This is a genomic window from Synergistaceae bacterium (assembly GCA_017450125.1).
Lineage (GTDB): Bacteria > Synergistota > Synergistia > Synergistales > Aminobacteriaceae > JAFUXM01.
Genome location: JAFSWZ010000040.1, coordinates 94,172 through 113,867, shown reverse-complemented (window position 1 = coordinate 113,867; position 19,696 = coordinate 94,172). Strand labels below are relative to the sequence as shown.

Below are 19,696 nucleotides of genomic sequence, written 5' to 3'. Positions count from 1 at the left end.
AACATAATAACCCGTTCATTGCAAAGATTGCGCCTACGCGATGTTCTTGCGGATTGTCAGCACATTTTTGCCGTCCTTGTGCTCATAGCTCACCGAGTCCATGCTCTTCTTCACGATGTAGATCCCCAGCCCGCCGATGCTCCGTTCTTCCGCGCTAAGCGTTATGTCAGGGTCAGGCTTCTCCAGAGGGTTGTAGGGAGTCCCGCTGTCCGTGAAGGTTATCTCTGCGTCAGTGCCATTCTTGGCGACGGTGATTCTTGCCGTCTCAGAGCCGGAATAGTGCGCGATGTTCACGAAGAGTTCTTCCGCCGCAATGTTTATCTGCGTCTGCGTCTTCATCGGACAGCCCCATTCCTCGAGATGCCCGTCAATGAAATTCAGCACCTCATCAAGCCTCTCGGTTGCCGCTTCTACTTCAAGTTCATGCATATGTTCACCTCCCGTGAACTTCAGGTACAGCATCGTTATGTCGTCAAACTGCGGAGCTTCCCCCGTGAACTCGTCGACGCTCTGCTTCACGTGCGACAGGACTTCCTGCGCGGTCATGCCATGCGTCTCGTCGAGAACCTCGAGCATCCTGTCCGTGCCGTAAAGTTCGTCGTGTATGTTCGTCGCTTCAGCCACTCCGTCGGTGTACACGTAGAGGCTGTCTCCGTGATTCAGCGTGAACTCGCTCTCCCTGAACCTCAAGCCCTCCATTGTCGCGACGGCCGGGCTCTGCTTCGTCTTGAAGAGTTCGTAGCTTCCTCCTGCCCTGCAGATTGCCGGGTACTCGTGGCCTGCATTCGAGGCGATAACTTTTCCTGTAGACAGATCCAGAATCCCCAGCCACACCGTTACGAACAGGTCAGCTTCGTTGCCCTCGCACAGCTGGTTGTTCACGTCGGCGAGAATCTCGCGTGGAGTTCCCCCCATCATCGCGCGGTTCTTGATGAGCGTCTTCGCGATAACCATGAACAGTGCCGCAGGTACTCCCTTCCCCGAAACGTCAGCCATAACCAGCCCGAGATGTTCGTCGTCGATCAGGAAGAAGTCGTAGAAGTCTCCGCCTACTTCCTTTGCTGGGTTCATCGTCGCGTAGAGCTCGAACTTTTTGTGTCCCAGATACGGCGACAGAATCTTCGGGAGCATGTCCGCCTGAATCTGCGTCGCAACGTTGAGCTCTGCACCGATTCTCTCCTTCTCAGCGGTAACAGCGGCCAAGTTCTTGATGTAGTCCTTGAGGGATGCCGCCATCGTGTTGAAGCTCTGGGCAAGGTCGCCTATCTCGTCGTTGGTGCGGATTTCGGCGCGGTGATCGAGATTGCCGGAGCTTATCCTGGAGACATCGCGGTCCAGCGCAACTATCGGCGAGGTGAGCTTTGCTGAGAACTTCCGTGCCGTAATAATCACGATCACTATTATCAGGGCAAACGCTGCAGTGAACATAAGCATTGTCATGATGATAGTGCGGTTCACCGAACGTACAGGCGACAGTATCGTGCTCTCGGGAATTTTCACGCACAGCTTCCAGTCCGTCATGCTGATCGGTGTGTATGCGTAGTATATGCCGTTATCGGACAAGGCTATTCCCGTCTTCCGCGCCAGAATGTCAGACAATATCTGTTCGTTCGCATCGGTATCGTCGAATAACGTCCTGCTGCTGCCCTTGCTGTCGTACCCTTCTATGATTCTGTCTTTCTGGTCGGCAAGAAATACCTGCGCTCCTTCTCCCAAATCGATATTCACAAGCTCGCTGTATATGTCTGCTACCTGTATGTCCATCCCGATGACTCCGGCGCATTCGCCTTCAGCATCGTAGAACGGAACAGCACAGGCTAATACCGGCTTGTCCCTGTACTCGTCCCAATAGACCGCAGAAAAATATGTCTTTCCTGTGTTCATCGGCTCATGATACCAGTCGTACGAGAAGAAAGCGTAATACTGTTCCGTGCCTTCAACATTTTCTGCCAGCTCTGACTGCGCATCATAGTCGACCATGACTCCGCGCTTAGTTCCCGCGTATATCGTCGTAACTATGCTGCTGTTGTGCCGGATTATCGGATCGAAGACCTGCTCAAGATTCCCGAGCAAAGTTACTTCATCGCTGACTGCCTCAAACGAAATGTCGGGATTCTCGAGGAATCTTTGCATCGCGAACACTCCGGCATTCTCCATCAATGGAGGACGGACATTCTTTGCGGCATAGTTCGAGGGATTCCTGTAGAGGTCCCGGGCGTATTCTGCACAGTTCAGAAGATAACCTGCGTACTTGCTGAGTTCGGAATCCGCAAAGCGGGCTTTGTCCTCAATTATCGTCCTGAGGTTCTGCTCCATCTGATGAATCAATGCAGACTCGCTGTCTCCCTGAATACGCATCATGCTGACTATTCCGGCTGAACTCGTTACGATTAACGCAGCTATAGATATTGCCATCACCATACGCTGAATCTTCTTGCGTATCGGCAGCCGTTTGAGCACTTTCTTGGACTCCATGCCTGTACCTCTCCTTTACACTACTACGTGAATGTTATTCTCTCCGCCTGAATAGCCGTAAGATGCCCGCAAAGCTCTGTGCTTGATTATCTTCAGGCTCATCATGCCCAGAACGTCATCACCTTTGGAGATCACGAACGGGTTATACATTTTGCCCTCATAGCTCAGCCTCATAGATATTGCGTCGCTGTAGTTTATTCGGACTCTTATCTCCGCTTCTGGCAGTGCCTTGAAGATGCGTATGGACATCTCCTCAATACAGCTTTCTATCTCGAACATCCGCTTCATGCCCAAGCCCTTGCTCTCGCCGGTCAGCTCTAGTACTTCATTCGCGCTTTCGAGGCTTTCGGGGTCAGAGAACAGCGAGAACGCCGCGTCATCCTTTACGCTGCAGAAAGGCGGAACTACAGGCTCAACAGCGAGAGGCCCGGACAAGAGGATATTGATGGGCAGGCCTACAATCATCTCTGCCGCAAAGTACGACAGAGAATATTTCGTGTCAAGGCACAATGCAGACGACACCGCACACAGCCCGGAATAGATTATGTATTTGCGGACGGACTTGAAATGCACCGTGTGAGAACGCGAGAATATGTGCCAGCCGAGCCACATAACGAGCCCGTTCACTACTATGCAGAAACACTCATAACCTGCATCGCTCCATGACACGCCCATCACCGCAGAAGGGACAATGCTGCCTGCACAGCACCCTGCGATTCCCCAAGACCCGAAAAACAGTCCGAGCGTTGAAGGCAGAAAACTCTTCAGACCGGCATTGATGGGGAAGAACTCCGTTACTCTTACAGGGACATCAAGAAGAATATACGCCAAGCACGACAGAACTAGGAGCTTGATTTTATCGTGAAACTTTCTTTCCTGCATGGAACATTTTCCTCACTGTACTGACAAATTCCGGCTCGGTAGTCAGAAGCCCGGCCACCATGATTACGCTGCCGATTATCTTGTATGGAGTTATGACCTCAGGTTCTGTGCTGAACAACGCAGAGAGAACGGGAGATACTGCCATAGTGATAACTATTCCTGACGAGAGAACTAATGACGTGTTGAGTGCACTGACATACCTTTGCGCATAAATCTGGATGACTGTATATAAGCCGCGTATGAAGAAGCCGATGTAGATCACTATTCCCCAGAATTGACGCTCCGAAGGAAGAGTGAACGGCATCTTGTAGAACCATGACTCGCCTACCCACAAAATCAGCGTAAACAGGAAGCAGAACAGGTTATGACCCATCGACAGGATCGAGGGATTCGAGGCAGAAGCATAATACCCCACAGTGATTGTGTACGTCGCAAAAGCGATGTCGGCAATCACGAGGTAGAGGATGTGCCTGTCCCACAAGCCTGTAATGTCCATGTCAAGGATGAAGAACAGCCCGATGAAGACTATTATTATTCCGACGATGCTGCTCTTCTCGACGGACTGGCCAAGAAACGCGACAGAGATTATCACGATGAACAGGAAGTACGACGAAATGACCGCCGCTGTCATTGTCGGGTCAACGCCTGACGAGCCGAGAAGCATGAAGATGTCAAACACCATCAGTTCGGCGGCAAGTACAAGGCTCTGGAGAACCTGTTTTGCGTCGAGCCTGAAGAGTTCTTCGAAGAAAAACGCCAGCGTCATGATGAACCCCACAAGGTTAGTCATGCACAGGAACGCAAAGTGCGAAACGTCTTCAGGAACATACGACAGAAAGACGTACTGTATTGCATCAAAGATGGAGATCATCAAGAGCAATACGTTAGCTTCAAGTTTGTTCATTTGTTGTCGGCAATCTCACAGATAGTGAATTTTTCCAGCATGAAGTCAGGCCTGTATGACATTTTCGCTTTCCGCAGGCCCGGAGTTCCGCAGTCCTCTTCCCTGTTGATGTAGTCGCAGTCAGCACAGCATTTCCTGACGAGTTCACGGACAAGAACGCAGTAAATATCTTCCGTGTCATTATCTCCCTTCTCGACCAGGACATCATAATAGCTGTCATCCATGCGGTATCCGAAAGCGTAGCCCTTCAGTTCCCCGTCAACGAACACAACTATTCCCGAGAGGCCAAGCTCTGAATAATGATCGAGCCACCGGCATACTCCCACATGCTCAGCATCAAGCTCATCCTTCAGGCGAGAGTCCGCAGACTGCTTCCTGAGAGCCAGCCAGCATTCCTGGAACTCCCTTATTGCAGGGATATGCTCCTCCCGAATCAGACAGATAGAAACACGGCCGGCGTAATGCCTGAAGAAGCAGTTGTAGTCATAACGCCGCGAACTGAACTTGCTGCCCGGATAATCAGCAAGGCTGGAGCGTCTGTGAATGTACTCTGAATAGTCGCGGGAAGGCTCTATCCTGAAAAGCCCGGAAAATAATTCCTGCACAGCTTCAGCAGCGTCTTTGCTGACTGCCTCGAAACGTGCAGAAAAATTGCGTGAGTGGGCATCTTCGAGTACATTCATTACGGCCTTGCGGAGGGCTGTCCTGTCCGTAAAGTCCCCAAGAGGGAACAGGTAGGCTCGTGCGGACGAAGTACAGCGTTTGGTGCGGAGGAAGTACAGGACATCGTCTTTCTCGCACACCATGTCGCCAAACATGCCCTGCGTTCCGAACAACGACATGAATGAGTACTGGCAAGAATGCCCGCCCCACTTCGAGAAGTAACCCTCAATCATGCTGCGATCACTGAGGGTTACCGGCCTGAAGTCGAGCATACAGACTACTTCTCGATGTTCAGAATCTCGTCGAAACCTGTTACCTCGAAGATCTCCAGAATCTCCGCTCCGGCATTCTTTATCGTCATGCTGCCCTGCTTGTTCATGGTCTTCTGTGCCTTGAGGAGCACGCGCAGTCCCGCCGACGAAATGTAGGCCAGCTTCGCCATGTCGAACACGAGTTCCTTCACGTCCCCCGCCATCGAGGCATTGAGTTCCGCTTCAAGCTGGGGTGCTGTAGTTGTGTCGAGACGGCCGTCAAGCGCAATGGTCAGTGAATCTGTTGCTGTTGCTTTGGTGATGTTAAGTGCCATAATAATATTAACCTCCGTAATTGGATTTGCGTAAAGTATCATTTTTCCCACTGCAAGTCAATAATCTTGCTGTCTAGACACATCAACAACTTGTTGTATAATAGCCCAAAATTTTTATTACCCCATAAATTTTTCAAACCAGTCGGACAAAATTAGTTCACCTGAAATTTTTACACAGGAAGGAAATTCTGAGGATGCTCAATCATAAAGTTTCAGCGTCAGTGATTGTGTTGCTGCTGTGTCTCTGCGCGGCGGCGTTTGGTGCAGAACGTGTTGACTCTGTGCTCGCGCAGTGGTCTCATGAGCTCGAAGCTAGCGACAAAGACGGCGACCAGAGCATAAAGCTCAAGGCTACCTACTACTCCAACGATTACGTCGAAGCACTGATAGCCGCAGAAGCAGAGAAGAACCTCTGGACAGCCGACGAGGCCGAGAACTACAAGTACACGCTCCTGAAGAACCTCAACCTCGCCGAGTCGATACCGTTCCACATCGACATGTACGTCAGGGGAATCCCGATTTACGCGAGCCCGTTCGACAAGAACGTAACGATGATGGTAGGCCGTAAGAAGTACACGCCCATAGACTACGACAAACGCTTCAACTTCAGGATTCTCGGCCCGCGCGACGGAATGGTGTACTTTCCGCGCTATGACCCGAAGACCGGCAAGGACGTTCTCGAGGGTGCGCGTGATGTGCGCCTCGTCTTCAACAGCTCGATAAGCATCGCTTTGTCCGGAAGGGGCGACATAACGTGGGTGTGGGACTTGACGAAGGACAGGGCGAAGATAGGCGGAGGCAAGGCGGCAAACAGGCTCGAGATTGACCGTCTCCTGAAACGCAGCGAGAAGCTCAAGGCGGATCGTGATGCCCTGCGCAAACAGCTTGACGAGCTCGACAAGGAAGCGCAGGAAGTAAACGACAGGATAGAGGAACTGCAATCCGAGTAAACATAAGCTACAATATCTGCGCAATACAGACAGCACACGAAAGGAAGAGTGTAGTTACCATGATCAAGATGGACCGTATCGCTGTACTGACGAGCGGAGGAGACTCGCCGGGCATGAACGCGGCAGTGAGAGCCGTAGCCCGTACGTGCATGTTCAACGATAAGGAGTGCATCGGAGTAATGAGAGGCTATGAAGGCCTCATCGAGGGAGATTTTGTGCCCCTTGACCGTGCGGCAGTAGGCGGGATAATCCACAAAGGCGGGACTATCCTGAGGACTGCGCGGAGCGAGCGTTTCAGGACACCCGAAGGCCGGCAGGAAGCTCTCGAGCAGATGAAGAAGGCAGGAATTGACGGCCTTGTAGTAATCGGCGGAGACGGGTCGTTTCACGGCGCGAAGGAGCTTCATGATCTGGGCTTCCCGACGATAGGAATACCCGGCACGATCGACAACGACATTACGGGCACGGACGAGACCATCGGGTTCGACACGGCGGTGAACACGGCACTTGATGCCATCATGAAGCTGAGGGACACAGCCTCGAGCCACGAAAGGCTTTTTGTGGTCGAAGTAATGGGGCGCAACGCGGGATTTCTCGCGCTTGAAGTTGCAGTAGCGACGGGGGCAGAATATGCCGTAGTTCCCGAACTGCCGCTGAGCATCGGGAATCTGGTGAAGATTCTCAAGCAGTCCCACTCACAGCACAAGACGCACACGCTCATCATTCTTGCTGAGGGCGTAATGACAGCCGCAGAGATGCGCGAACAGCTCGCCGACGCAGGAGGGTATGACGCGCGGGTAACGGTGCTGGGATACATTCAGCGCGGAGGACATCCGACATCGTTTGACGTAGTGCTTGCGACGAGGATGGGAGCTTTCGCGACGGAGAACCTCATGATCGGCAAGTCCGGAATGATGGTCGGCAACATTAACCACAAGCTGGTGCTCAGTCCTCTCGAGAGGGCATGGAGCGAGCATAAATCCTTGAGCCCGGAGATGCTGAGCCTGATCAACAAGATGAACTAGTGCTTTACCGTGAGGGGAGTGAAGCTGTTGCTCCCCTCTCTTCACACAAATACACTCAATAAGGAAACAGTACATGCCAAGAAGAAAATCAGAAGACACAGAGACAGAACAGCCCCGCGCAGTCAGAACGCGCACGGTGCGCAGGACAACGGCCCGGAATTCGGAGCAGGACGAGGCGATGGCGATGCCTCCCGTGTCAGGAATGACGGCCGAAGAGCTCAGCGAGGAAGTGAGGGAGATTCAGACGGAAGGATATACCAGACCTGAAGAGGTCATGATGCCCGAAGAGCCAGACATTCAGGACGAGACAGCGGACGAGCCGGAGGAGTCCTCTGCGTTAGGCCAGCAGTATCGGACTGGGAGGCGCGAGATGATTCAGCACCCGAAGCCGAAATACACCTACGCGATGCTGTCGGCACGGAACGCGGCGGATCTGCGGAAGCTCGCGAAGGAATTTGACGTGAACGCTCCGGCGAACATGCGCAAGGATGATGTGATTATCGCGATTCTGAAGGCGCAGGCGGAGAGCATGAATTACCGTTTCGGCGGCGGAACGCTGGAGATTCTGCCGGAGAATTTCGGTTTCCTGCGACCCAAAGGAATGCTCCCGACGGATAATGACGTGTACCTTTCTGCCTCACAGATACGACGCTTCGGGCTTCGTAACGGCGATGTTATCTGGGGGCTCATTCGTCCGCCGAGAGACCAGGAGCACTATGAAGCGTTGCTGCGGGTCGAGACGGTGAACTTTACTGACCCTGAGCATTCGCGCAACAGGCCGATATTCGCCCAGCTCACGCCGGTTTTCCCGGACAAGAGGCTGAGCCTTGAGTACGAGAGCAAGGACATCGCCACGCGCCTTGTGGACATGTTTGCGCCGATAGGACTCGGCCAGAGAGCATTAATCGTGTCGCCCCCGAAAGCCGGAAAGACCACGCTCCTGAAGCGTATTGCCCGTGCGATCGCGGCGAACTCTCCCGACGTAATAATCATGGCACTGCTCATCGACGAACGCCCGGAAGAAGTTACGGACATTGCGCGCTCGATTGACGGAGAAGTAATCGCGTCGACGTTCGACCGGCCGTCGGACGAACATATACGCGTCGCCAACCTTGCGCTAGAGAAGGCGAAGAGGCTCGTTGAGGCCAAGAGGGACGTTGTGATTCTGCTGGACAGCATAACGAGGCTGGCGCGTGCGTCGAACCTTACCGTTCCGCCGTCAGGACGTACGCTGTCGGGAGGGCTTGACCCGTCGGGGCTGTACTTCCCCAAGAGATTCTTCGGGGCAGCAAGGAACTTCGAGGAAGGCGGAAGCCTCACGATAATCGGCACGGCTCTTACAGACACGGGCTCTAGGATGGACGACGTTATCTACGAGGAGTTCAAGGGCACGGGGAACATGGAGCTTCACCTGTCGCGGAAACTTGCGGAACAGAGGATTTTCCCTGCAATAGACATCACCAAATCAGGAACAAGGCGCGAAGAACTGCTTATCCCGGAGGAAGAGCTCAAACGCTTGTGGATTCTCAGGAAGAGAATAGCGGGCGTTGACGAGGCAGGGGCACTGAACCTCATACTTGACAAGCTGAGGCAGACGGAGAGCAACAGCGATTTCCTGAACTCAATCAAACTTGCCTGATACACGCAATCCCACAAGAGACGAGAAAACCCGCCTTAGCGAATAAGACGGGTCATTGTTCTCTGTGTGATGGAGCCGGTGAACAGATTCGAACTGTTGACCTGCGCATTACGAGTGCGCTGCTCTACCTCTGAGCCACACCGGCACAACAGGGGAAATTTTATCAGCCGATTAACTTTTTGGCAAGCCTCATCCTCTACATTACCGCATAGCACACAGTCTCGTTGAGGCCGTTGGAGTGATGGCGGATGTATAGCCTGTACTCTGGGACTACGCTTTTTATCCAGAGTGGAATCTCGTAGAGGTGGCTGGGCTGGTGGTAGATGCAGATCGCGAGTTTCGGCCTGTATTTCCTGATGGTGCGTTCTGCTCCCTTGAGGGCTTCGGGTTCTGCTCCCTCAATGTCCATCTTGATGAACGTTACAGGTTCGTCGAAGTGCTGGTTGTCGATGCTGTCGGCCTGAACTGTTACCTTGCCGAACTTGCTGACCTGTGAAATTACGCTGCCTGTTCCTGAGAAGTGAAGCTGTTCGCGCTTGCTCCACATTGCGAATGGCTTTACCTCGAAGTTCGTGAAGCCTTGAAGTGTCCGTGTGATTCTTGCGATGTTCTCTGCGTCCGGCTCCCAGATGTACGCCTTGCAGTTCTCGGGAGCTGTTGCATAGCTGGTCAGAAAGTGCAATACGTCTTTTCCGTCATACCCCCCCCCCGTCTACGTATATTTCCCTATCTTCTGGTACGCAAATGTCCCTAAGGAAATACTGTGGCTGAACGTTGTAGTTCCTCATCATGCTATAGTCTCCTGACTTGCTGGCATGAATGACGGCGTTGAAAGTTTCGCGGGAAAGATCATCGGCAAGCATGTCGTACACCTGCCGAAGTTCCTTCCCGTGCCTGCGAAGCCCTGCAGAGTAGTTGATACCCTGCAGGAATCTCGCAAATCTCGTGTGGCTGAGCTTGACAGCCAAATTCTTGAAGCCCATGCGTATCGCAAGGGCTCTGAGAGCGCGTAAGTCCAAAATATAGCTCCTCCTCGCCTATAACTTGAAACGAGCAGATATTATAGGCACAATCAGGAGTAATGCAAACGCGCCAAGTACAAGGCTTCCGCACCCGCCGCTGCCTCCACTGTCCGAGTCTCCGCCACCGCTGTAGCTCTGCTCGTCCGTAGTGTAGTCTTCGTAGTCGTCGTAGTCTGTCCACTCAGTGCTTTTTTCGGGGACTGCCGCCTGATAGTTCAGCGTCGCCAGAAGGTCGAGTTTCTCCCCGCTTGCGTCGAGGATTGCGCGCTTGAGCTGGTAGGCAGTGTAGTTCGGCTTCGCCGACGCGAGAAGTGCCGCCGCCCCCGCAACGTGAGGAGCCGCCATCGATGTGCCCTGAATTGCCCGCAGGCTCGTGCCGTCTGATGAGCGGTATGATGCCGAGTTCTGAAGCCACGTGCTCAGGATGTTCACGCCCGGTGCTGAGATGGTGGCGTTCGTGTTGCTGAAAGAAGCTATTGTGCCGTCAGTGTCCAGTGCAGAGACGGAGATCAGGTTGTCGAGGCCGTTGAACGACGCAGGGTAGACATAATAGCCGATACCGAACATGCCGTCAGGATCAGCGTATGTCGTGGGCTGTCCGACAGTAACGGCGTAATTCCCGGCCGCGCAGACTATTACCGCCTGGTTGAGCGCGTCAAGGTCCTTGAAGGCTCTCCATAAGGGCATCTGCACAAGGTTGTCATGTTCAGGTGCGGCAGGAATGTAGGTCTCCAGCGACAAGTTCACAGCTCTGACGTTCACGCCCTGCTGAATCAGTCCTGTTACGTAGTCTATCGCTGCGATTACGCCGGCAAACGTGCCCGAGCCGTTGCTGTCGAGTGCCTTGACCGAGATTAAGCCTACGTTCCAGTTCACGCCCGCAATGCCTCTGCTGTTGTTGCCGACAGCTCCGATTGTTCCGGCGACGTGAGTCCCGTGCCCTTGATCGTCGCGCGCAGAAGACCCGCCCGCTGTGTTTGTGCCGTACTCTGTAGCGACGTTGTCCGTGAGGTCGGGGTTGGTCTCGTCGATGCCGGAGTCGATTATCGCGACGTAGACGTTACTGTCTCCTGAGGTGATGTCCCACGCGGCGGGGGCGTTGATGGAGCTCAATCCCCAGCACTGGCTGATGAACGTGTCGTTTGGGGTAACAGCCGCCCTGACCTTGTAGTTCGGCGAGGCCGCGAGAACATCGGGGTTGGCGAGGAGTTCTGCGGTGAGGTCTTCGGGATTCTTTGTCTCAGAGTGAAGGAGCGCGTACACGGAACTTCCTGCGCCGGACAGGGCAGAGTAGACTTCCTTGACGCTGGCACCCCACGCGGCGGCAAATGACGAGGCCTTTACGCCTTCGGAGGGCTTGAAGACGACGAGGACATCGCCAGGCACGTACTCGGCTGAATATGCCGGGACTGCGAGCATCACGATTAATGCGCACAGTATGAACTTTCTGCAAGTATTCACAAACATTCACTACCTCTCTCAAATTATGGGATAATTGGCAAATTATATAACACTATTTCGGAGGATACATGACAAATAACGAAAATATCATCATCATCAACTGCGGTTCGCAGTTCACCCAGCTGATAGCGCGCCGTCTCCGCGAGATGAAGATACACAGCGTTATCCTGAACTGGGATGCTGATGCCGCGAAAGTCTCATCATACGCGCCGAAGGGAGTAATAATCTCCGGCGGTCCTGACAGCGTCAACGAACCCGACGCAATCACGGTTTCTCCTGCGATTCTGGAGCTGGGCTGTCCTGTGCTGGGAATCTGCTACGGAATGCAGCTGCTCGCGAAACTCACGGGCGGCGTTGTGAGTTCGGGCGGGAAACCTGAATACGGCGTAACTGCCATCCGCACTGCGAAGGACTCTGCTCTCCTGAAAGGCGTTCCCGAGACGCTGAACGTCCTGATGAGTCATGGCGACAACGTTTCTGTTCTGCCTTCCGGCTTCCGCGCAACATCATCAACGGCGGGCGGGGTAATCTCCTCGTTCGAGAATGACGCGCGAAAACTCTACGGCCTGCAGTTCCACCCCGAAGTCGCCGCAACTGAGCACGGCACGGAGATTCTGAGGTCGTTCGTGTTTGGAGTGTGCGGGTGCTCGGGGGACTGGGACTTGGCCGACTGGGTGAAGGGGACTGTTGAGGCTATCCGCGAATCTGTCGGGAGCGATAAGGTAGTGTGCGGTCTCTCGGGCGGAGTGGACTCGAGCGTTTCGGCTGTGCTGGTGAATAAGGCTATCGGCGGAAACCTTCAGTGCGTGTTCGTGAATCACGGGCTCATGCGCAAGGACGAACCTCAGCAGGTCATGAGCCAGTACGAAGCACTAGGCCTGAATGTGAAGTACGTTGACGCGTCGGACAGATTTCTTGACGCGCTCGCTAGGGTTACTGACCCGGAACAGAAGCGCAAGATTATCGGCCGTCTGTTCATTGAGGTGTTCGAGGAGGAGGCACGGAAGATTGAGGGTGCGAAATGGCTGCTGCAGGGCACAATCTATCCTGACGTTATCGAGAGCGGGACGAAGAAGGGCAGTGCGGTAATCAAGTCCCACCACAACGTCGGCGGACTTCCTGAGCACATGAACCTGAAGCTGTTAGAGCCGTTAAGAGACTTGTTCAAGGACGAAGTGCGCGCGCTCGGCCGGATAATCGGAATGCCGGAGGACATCATCAACCGCCAGCCGTTTCCCGGTCCGGGACTTGCGGTGAGGTGCTTGGGAGGGATTACGCGCGAGAGACTCGACACACTGCGCGAAGCTGATGCGATTTTCCGTGAGGAGCTCAAGAGTGCGGGGCTGTATGCTGGTATCTGGCAGTCGTTCTGTGTGCTTCTTCCCGTGAAGTCCGTCGGAGTTATGGGGGACAGCCGGACGTACAGAGAGGCTGTAGTGCTGAGAGCCATCCACTCGCAGGACGCAATGACGGCGGAATGGGTCAGGATAGATTACGACGTTCTTGACCGTGTCGCAAAGAGAATCTGCAACGAGGTCAAGGGCATCAACCGCGTTGTGATGGACGTAACGTCGAAGCCGCCCGCAACGATCGAGTGGGAGTAAGGATTAGGGGTTAGCTAACCCCTAACTTCCTTGCTATTATTCCGTCAACGTCAGCAGGATTCCTTGAGACATCGCAAGACCATTCGCCGTAAACCTTTACGAGGTTCACAGCCTTCACCCAGTCAGCGAGAGCCTCACGCTTCACCCTGTCCTGCTCCGACTCCCTGCCCTTGACCTCAAGGATGAGAGTTCTGCCGTTCGACAGCCTCACCAGAAAGTCAGGAAGGTATCTGTGAACTTTTCCGCCGAACATGTAGCTCACGCTGAAACCCAAGTGGTCATTCTTCGCCCACGCCTTCACGTCCGGGTTGTGGTCGAGGCACCAGCCTTCCGAGTGTTCCCATGTACTGTCGCAGACGCACTTGCTGATGTGTGAGTGCATGGTCTCATACGCAGGCCGGGCAGTCCACCACGGCGACATGTCCCGCGTCGAACGCCCCCTGTTCCCCTGCTCAATAACCGGGATAATCTCGTCTACGTTCTCGCTGAAGATATGCCCCCAGATGTGCCGGATAATACGCTTCATGTTCAGCGCGAGCATTATCTTCCGGCGCAGCTTGTCAGTCCCGAAAAGCTCCGGCTGAATCCTCACCGCACCTCCGCGCAGATATTCTTCCGTGAGACGAATCACCTGCCCGATATGTGCGAGCTTCACCCCCTTCTTCTGCCACTGTTCGCTGAACTCATCGTAGACTTTCCCGGCCGCATCAAAGATTATCCGCTGAAGCCTTACGCTTTCCCCCAGACGCTGGAGGTCAATCCCGCTGCACTTCTCCAAGTCCGCCTGCCCGTCGATAACCGGCGCAACATCCGCGCTGAGTATCGTGCTCCCTGCCTCAAGCACAAGTTCAGGCACGCTCCCGACATCAAGGCTGAGCTTCTGCCTCGTAACGTACTCAAGCCTGCTGACGACCGGCCAAGTTATCGCGTACTCCGAACGTTCCGGCAGTACCTTCACGATGCTCTTGGGCTTCTCGACTACGGGCGGGTCATTCTCCCCGGTGCTCTCGTCGCCGCCGAAGAACATCGACCTGAACGGCACTCCGAACACATTGACGTATTCCGGCGAAAACAGCCCGTCCTCGCTTTCCGGCGGATCGTATGACGTTCTCCGCAAGCCGCGCCCCACAACCTGCTCGCACAAAAGCTGGCTCGTGAATGCACGCAATCCCATTATGTGCGTAACTGTCCGCGTGTCCCATCCTTCAGACAGCATAGACACAGAAATTATGTTGCACTTCTTTTCGCCGGGCTGTCCTTCCTTGCCGACAGTGTCAGCCGTCTTCCTGAGCTCGTCAGCTTCCGGGCCGGTAATCTTGTCGAGTTTTCCCGAGTCTATGTGCAGAATTGCATCATCACTGCACAGGCCGGGCACTCCCGCGATTCCATCGCTGAACATCCGGGAAACTCTCGCGGCGGTCTCCGTGCTGTTGGTTACGGAAATCATCACGGGCAATGCAGGAACATCCGCCTCACGCCATGCCTCCAGCGTTTTCTGCCAGTCAGCCGCAAGAATAGCATACGCGTTGCGCACAAGGTCAGGAAGTTCGTCGTCTTCCCTGCTTCCTCTGCGCGTAAGGTCTGCCTTCACCTCCGCTTCTGCGTAAATGTGATACAGCTTCGGCTCAAACGTTTTTTTGTCCGGCGGAATGTTCGTGCCTGTTACGCGTCTGGGTGTCTTCACGATCCCGGCTTCTATCCCGTCGCTAAGTGAATAGTCGCTCACAATCCACGTGAACAGCCCTTCCTCATCTTTAACGCTCATTCCCGGCACAAAAGGTGTTGCCGAAAAGTCGTAGCATGTCCTTATTCCGCGCGTCCTGTGAAGTCGGTCAAGCCCCTGTATCCACACAGTAGCTTCCTTCTCGTCTTCCGTGAGCTTCTTCCTGCCCGGATTAACTCTCCACGCGTGATGCGCCTCGTCGTTGATGACGATGATGTTCCTCATGCTGCCAACAAGCTCCCTGCAGAAAGCGTTGTCGCTCTTCGGGCCTCTCTTGTCGACGCTGGTCGTGTCGGGCTTGTCGGGCTTCATCTCCTGCCAGTTGTGAATCTCTATGCGCGCTTTGTTGAGCATCTCCCTCATCTCAGGCGGAACAACAGAAAAAGTGTCGTAGTAATTCCCCGCTCCTCCGGGCAATAACACCTTCAGCCTGTCCTTGACGGTGAGGTTCGGCGTAACTATAAGGAAGTTCCTTGTGCCGTTTGTGCTGCAGGCCTGCCACGCAATGAGCATCGACATCACGATAGTCTTGCCCCCGCCGGTGCAGAGCTTTGTGCACAGCCGCCTGAACTCTCCGCCGTCGCCGTCAACCTGAACATTCGCCCGGCCTTCCTCGAGAAAAATCAGCGTCTCTATTGCCTCGAGCTGGCACCAGAAGAACGGGTACATTCGTGCGGAATTGTCGTGCCAGTGTTCGAGGAGTCTGCGGGTCGTTGCGGTAACGTGCGGATAAGCGTTTTCCCGCCATTCCCTGACGAGTTTGCGGATTGCGTTGACGTTGTCGAGGGGCTTGAAGATTGTGCGGCTGCTTCTTGGGACAGCGAGGAAGTACCCTGCAGGCCTGCGCTCCGGGATTATCTCGAACCTGCTGGTCTCGTCGTTGTAACGGTGATACTGCTGCGGTTCAACGTAGGGCGAATTTATCGTGAAGTCTTTGCGCTCCATCATTCGGCCTCCTCACGGCGAAGCACCTTCATGCTCTCAATCCCTCTGTCGTCGATGACCTTCACCGCGATTTTCTCTCCGGCCTTGAAGGGTAAAGACTCCGTGCCCGAATACGCCTCGATAAGTTCAGCGTCAATCTCAGCATTGAGAGTCCTTGCGAGCTTTGCCCATCCTCCGCTTCTGCCCTCCATCGGGAAGAACACCTGCGAGGGATTCAGAGTCCCGCCGTCATAATCAGGGTCAAGCATCCACATCGCAATCTTGTCAGCGTTGCCGGAGTCTACCTTTCCCGCCTTGACATCGTAATAGTCGAACCCCAGCACCCTCACGCGGTACATTCCGCCCTCAGCATTCAGCAGCTCAACATCCGGCTGACCAACGAGCCAGAAAGACTGGTCCGTCTTGAGCTTCTTGCGCAGATCCTCAGTCATCAAGTCCGTGTTCATTAACGCCTGAAGAATCGTGAGGCTGTGAACCCCGGCCAAGTCCTCGATGAGCTGCGATGCCTCCGGGTCGAACTGGAACGCCGCAAAAATCAGCATGTCGGGCTTCACGAGCAATGCTTCCTGCACTGCGTTGAAGACCCTGCGCGAGTCCATGAGGCTTGACTCGTCCGCGAAACACACATACGCGCTCCGTCCGTCCTCCGTCTCTGCCTCAGCGTTGAGCCACCGTGTGCCGGTCTTGGCCTCGACGCGTGAAAACCTTATGCGTTCGCCGCCCCTGCTGACGATTCCCGTAGCCTTGAGCTGTTCGCGCCAGTCCGATAGTTTCGCGCCCTCTCCTGCTGTGCCGGACTCTGCGGCCTCGTCGGGGGAAAACACTACGGGAGCAGGGAGAGCCTCGACGGTGAAAGGCCCTGTGAGGCGGATGAAGCCTGAGTCGGTCTCGGGTTTGTCGTAGAGGATTTCCTGTGCGGGGGGCTCATTGTTGGCGATGGATTTCAGCGTGATGTGCGGGACTGTCTCATACACGAACCCTGCGGAGACTCCGGCCTGAAGGTCGGCCAGCTTGTAGTAGGGGAAGGTGGCGGTGAGGAGTCTCTGCCGTGCGATGGCGATTGCTACGCGTGAGGTGTCTGCGGTTATCCAGCGTCTGCCCCACTGCTCTGCGACGAATGCGGTTGTGCCGGAGCCGCAGGTGATGTCGAGGACGAGGTCTCCGGGGTCGGAGGTCATCAAGATACAGCGTTGAATTACCTTCGTGGAGGTCTGGACTACGTAGAGCATGTCGGGAGTCCCGCCTGTGTCATTCCACATGTCGTCGAGTTGCATCATTGGCGAATCGCTCATGTATCTTTTGTAGCGCAAGGTCTTTCCTGAAGCACTGATGCGTCCTGCCGCTATGAGTCTCTTCATGCCTTCAATCGTTGTCTTCCAGTGATTATTTGCGGGTGGAGAATACTTCTTGCCCTCGAACTCCAAAAGTTCAGTAGAATTACTAGTTGCGCCAGCCGACAGTAATGTATCATACTGAAAATTTCGGCACCTTGATAGAAATGTTTTGTCGTTCATCTCCTCTGGTGTTAATTTCCTCACAGTTCCGTCCTCCAGCTCAATGTACCTGTACACGTCAAACGATGGCGTACCTGGCTTCCTCTCCACATATAGCTGGCGATACTTCACATGCTCCTTGTCCTTCGCGTACCACACGAGATAATCTGTAGTGCTACCCATGAGGTTCGAAGGATTCTTCCCTGACTTCGTGAACTTAATCATCGTTACGAAATTCTCGGGGGAAAAGACCTCATCGCACAGCTCCCGCACATGGTGAACATTCTCATCACTTATCTGCACAAACACGCTCCCAGAATCGCACAGCAGCTCCCTCACCAATAACAGCCGGTTTCGCAGATACGTCAAATACGAGTGAATCCCCAGCTCCCACGTGTCGCGGAATGCCCGAATCATCTCCGGCTCAGTGCTCAGGTCATCGTCGCTCCTGTCCTTAACATCCTTCTTCCCCACGAACGGCTGAAAGTTGCTCCCGTACCTTATCCCGTAAGGCGGGTCAATGTAGCACGTCTGCACAGTCCCTGCCATGCTCTCCTTCTGAAGCAGCGAGTTCATGATTATCAGCGAGTCTCCGGCTATCATCCTGTTCATCCAGTTCTTGGCGTGCTGGTAGGTCTCAACGGCCGCAAGCGTGCTCTTTGCCCTGTCAGCGTAAGACGCTTCGGGGAAAAGATACTGCTGGCGTTCGGGCGTTCTGGTCTCCTCCTTCTGGACTGGGAAAATTATTCTGTGCGGCCTCACTGTCTCGTGAACGTGGATTGACGACGTCGGAACGGTGAAGCTTTCTCCCTCAGTCTTTCCTGCCCAGTCGAGCGCGGGGGATTCGTGCGGGTCAAAAGCGTATGTGTGCGTAGGGTCTGCGGGGGGCTCAAGCTGTCCGTGCCCGGCTTCGGGGTTGTTTATGCGCGTCTCTGCGTGAATGGTTGCTGTCATTTCGTGCTTCTTTCCGCTCTTCTTTGTGGCCAAGATTGCGGTCTCCTTTCGTGAGGGTAAAAAAATTACCCGGCTGTTACACCGGGCAAGCGTAACCTTCTCTTAACGTGATAACAGCGTCAGCATAACTCCAGCCGCAACTGCCGTTCCGATAACTCCCGCAACGTTCGGGCCCATCGCGTGCATCAGCAGGAAGTGTCCCGGGTACTCATGCTGTACGCACCTCTGAACAACGCGCGCCGCCATAGGCACAGCACTGACTCCCGCCGCGCCGATCATCGGGTTGATCTTTCCGCCCGAGAGCACCTTCATTATCTGTCCGAACACAAGACCGCCGAACGTCGAGAACGCGAACGCTACAAGTCCCAGCGCGATAATTGCCAGCGTTCCCAGCGTAAGGAATCTCTCTGCCGCCATCGTTGAACCTACCGACAGCGCAAGGAATATCGTTACGATGTTCATCAGCTCGTTCTGTGCCGTGTTGCTGAGACGCTCGGTAACTCCGCATTCACGCAGAAGGTTTCCGAACATCAGCGTACCTACAAGCGGAACGCACGCAGGCAGAATCAACCCTGAAACCACCGTGCAGATGATGGGGAAGAGAATCTTCTCCCTCTTGCTGACGGGGCGGAGCTGTCCCATTACGATGCCTCTGTCCTTCTTGCTGGTCATGAGGTAGATAACGGGGGGCTGAATCATCGGCACTAACGACATGTAGGAATACGCCGCGACCGCAACAGCACCGAGAATCTGCGTCTGTCCGAGCATAACGGTCAAATAAATGCTCGTCGGGCCGTCAGCTCCTCCGATGATTGCGATTGATGCCGCTTCCTTGATGTTGAACGACACGAGGCCGCCCGTCAGAGTGCCGAGATAGTTTGCACCGATGAATGCCACGAACACGCCGAACTGTGCCGCCGCTCCCAGAAGGAACGTAATGGGGTTGGCGATGAGGGGTGCGAAGTCCGTCATTGCTCCGATGCCCAAGAAGATAAGTATCGGGTAAATCTCGAACTCTGCTCCGTAGTACAGCGAGCGCAGGAAGCCTATCGTGTGCGTTGTGGCGTTGTACTCGTCCCAGATGCCGGAGAGGGGCAGGTTGACGAGCAGACAGCCGAAAGCTATCGGCACGAGCAGGAGGGGTTCAAAGCCTTTGCCGATTGCGAGATACAGCAGGACGAACGAGACAATAATCATGATGATGTTGCCCGTCGTGAGCCCGAAGAATCCCGACTGAAGAATTAAGTCTTTCAGTGCAGCAAGATACATTTCCATGTTATGGACTCAAATCCTTTCGTGAAAAGTTTTTGTGAGTGAGTAATTTATATCACAACGCTTGATACTTTGGCAAATGAAAACATCCCCCCAAG

General features: G+C 54.4%; 15 protein-coding genes and 1 tRNA gene. 4 read left to right on the top strand and 12 right to left on the bottom strand.

The genetic code is table 11. The features are described 5' to 3' along the window. Positions 1 to 33: 33 nt before the first annotated feature. From IJT02_09920 to IJT02_09900, 5 genes are read right to left on the bottom strand one after another with little or no spacing between them, the layout of a single operon-like run. Positions 34 to 2,475, bottom strand: a complete 2,442-nt coding sequence (locus tag IJT02_09920) for a SpoIIE family protein phosphatase (protein ID MBQ7545242.1) — start codon at positions 2,473 to 2,475, stop codon at positions 34 to 36. Between the two features lie 15 nt (positions 2,476 to 2,490). Then, on the bottom strand, positions 2,491 to 3,357 hold the full coding sequence (locus IJT02_09915) for a hypothetical protein (GenBank protein MBQ7545241.1): 867 nt from the start codon (positions 3,355 to 3,357) through the stop codon (positions 2,491 to 2,493). After that, a complete protein-coding gene (locus tag IJT02_09910) occupies positions 3,332 to 4,261 on the bottom strand; it encodes a DMT family transporter (GenBank protein MBQ7545240.1) in 930 nt (309 codons plus the stop codon). The genes IJT02_09915 and IJT02_09910 overlap by 26 nt, the downstream gene beginning before the upstream one ends. After that, positions 4,258 to 5,196: a DUF2156 domain-containing protein gene (locus tag IJT02_09905; protein MBQ7545239.1), complete on the bottom strand. Its 939-nt coding sequence runs from the start codon at positions 5,194 to 5,196 to the stop codon at positions 4,258 to 4,260. The genes IJT02_09910 and IJT02_09905 overlap by 4 nt, the downstream gene beginning before the upstream one ends. 5 nt (positions 5,197 to 5,201) lie before the next feature. Then, positions 5,202 to 5,510: an STAS domain-containing protein gene (locus tag IJT02_09900; protein ID MBQ7545238.1), complete on the bottom strand. Its 309-nt coding sequence runs from the start codon at positions 5,508 to 5,510 to the stop codon at positions 5,202 to 5,204. A gap of 194 nt (positions 5,511 to 5,704) precedes the next feature. Here IJT02_09900 and IJT02_09895 point away from each other — a divergent pair, with 194 nt between their 5' ends. The 3 genes from IJT02_09895 (at position 5,705) to rho (ending at position 9,124) form a co-directional block, all read left to right on the top strand. Then, positions 5,705 to 6,460, top strand: a complete 756-nt coding sequence (locus IJT02_09895; GenBank protein ID MBQ7545237.1) for a hypothetical protein — start codon at positions 5,705 to 5,707, stop codon at positions 6,458 to 6,460. Positions 6,461 to 6,528: 68 nt separating this feature from the next. Continuing rightward, positions 6,529 to 7,485: a 6-phosphofructokinase gene (gene pfkA / locus IJT02_09890; protein MBQ7545236.1), complete on the top strand. Its 957-nt coding sequence runs from the start codon at positions 6,529 to 6,531 to the stop codon at positions 7,483 to 7,485. 370 nt (positions 7,486 to 7,855) lie between these two features. After that, entirely contained in the window at positions 7,856 to 9,124 is a 1,269-nt protein-coding gene (gene rho, locus IJT02_09885) for a transcription termination factor Rho (protein ID MBQ7545235.1), read from the top strand. Positions 9,125 to 9,194: 70 nt separating this feature from the next. Here the strand turns inward: rho and IJT02_09880 are convergent. The 4 genes from IJT02_09880 to IJT02_09865 form a co-directional block, all read right to left on the bottom strand. Then, positions 9,195 to 9,269: transfer RNA gene (locus IJT02_09880), tRNA-Thr, on the bottom strand. Positions 9,270 to 9,320: 51 nt separating this feature from the next. Then, positions 9,321 to 9,806: an FkbM family methyltransferase gene (locus tag IJT02_09875; protein MBQ7545234.1), complete on the bottom strand. Its 486-nt coding sequence runs from the start codon at positions 9,804 to 9,806 to the stop codon at positions 9,321 to 9,323. Between the two features lie 13 nt (positions 9,807 to 9,819). Further along, positions 9,820 to 10,143 carry a hypothetical protein gene (locus IJT02_09870; protein MBQ7545233.1) on the bottom strand — a complete coding sequence of 108 codons (324 nt, stop codon included), beginning with the start codon at positions 10,141 to 10,143 and terminating at the stop codon, positions 9,820 to 9,822. A gap of 18 nt (positions 10,144 to 10,161) precedes the next feature. After that, complete coding sequence (locus IJT02_09865) at positions 10,162 to 11,613, bottom strand: S8 family serine peptidase (GenBank protein MBQ7545232.1); 1,452 nt, start codon at positions 11,611 to 11,613, stop codon at positions 10,162 to 10,164. A 62-nt stretch (positions 11,614 to 11,675) separates the two neighbouring features. Here IJT02_09865 and guaA point away from each other — a divergent pair, with 62 nt between their 5' ends. Further along, entirely contained in the window at positions 11,676 to 13,211 is a 1,536-nt protein-coding gene (guaA, locus tag IJT02_09860) for a glutamine-hydrolyzing GMP synthase (protein ID MBQ7545231.1), read from the top strand. 10 nt (positions 13,212 to 13,221) lie between these two features. Here guaA and IJT02_09855 read toward each other — a convergent pair whose 3' ends face one another. From IJT02_09855 to IJT02_09845, 3 genes are all read right to left on the bottom strand, one after another. Further along, the gene (locus IJT02_09855; GenBank protein ID MBQ7545230.1) at positions 13,222 to 15,882 is read right to left on the bottom strand and encodes a DEAD/DEAH box helicase family protein; all 2,661 of its coding nucleotides are present in this window, start codon (positions 15,880 to 15,882) and stop codon (positions 13,222 to 13,224) included. Further along, positions 15,879 to 18,359: a site-specific DNA-methyltransferase gene (locus IJT02_09850; protein MBQ7545229.1), complete on the bottom strand. Its 2,481-nt coding sequence runs from the start codon at positions 18,357 to 18,359 to the stop codon at positions 15,879 to 15,881. The genes IJT02_09855 and IJT02_09850 overlap by 4 nt, the downstream gene beginning before the upstream one ends. A 69-nt stretch (positions 18,360 to 18,428) precedes the next feature. Next, positions 18,429 to 19,601 (bottom strand): sodium ion-translocating decarboxylase subunit beta, encoded by a 1,173-nt coding sequence (locus IJT02_09845; GenBank protein MBQ7545228.1) that lies wholly within the window; start codon positions 19,599 to 19,601, stop codon positions 18,429 to 18,431. Between the last annotated feature and the right edge of the window lie 95 nt (positions 19,602 to 19,696).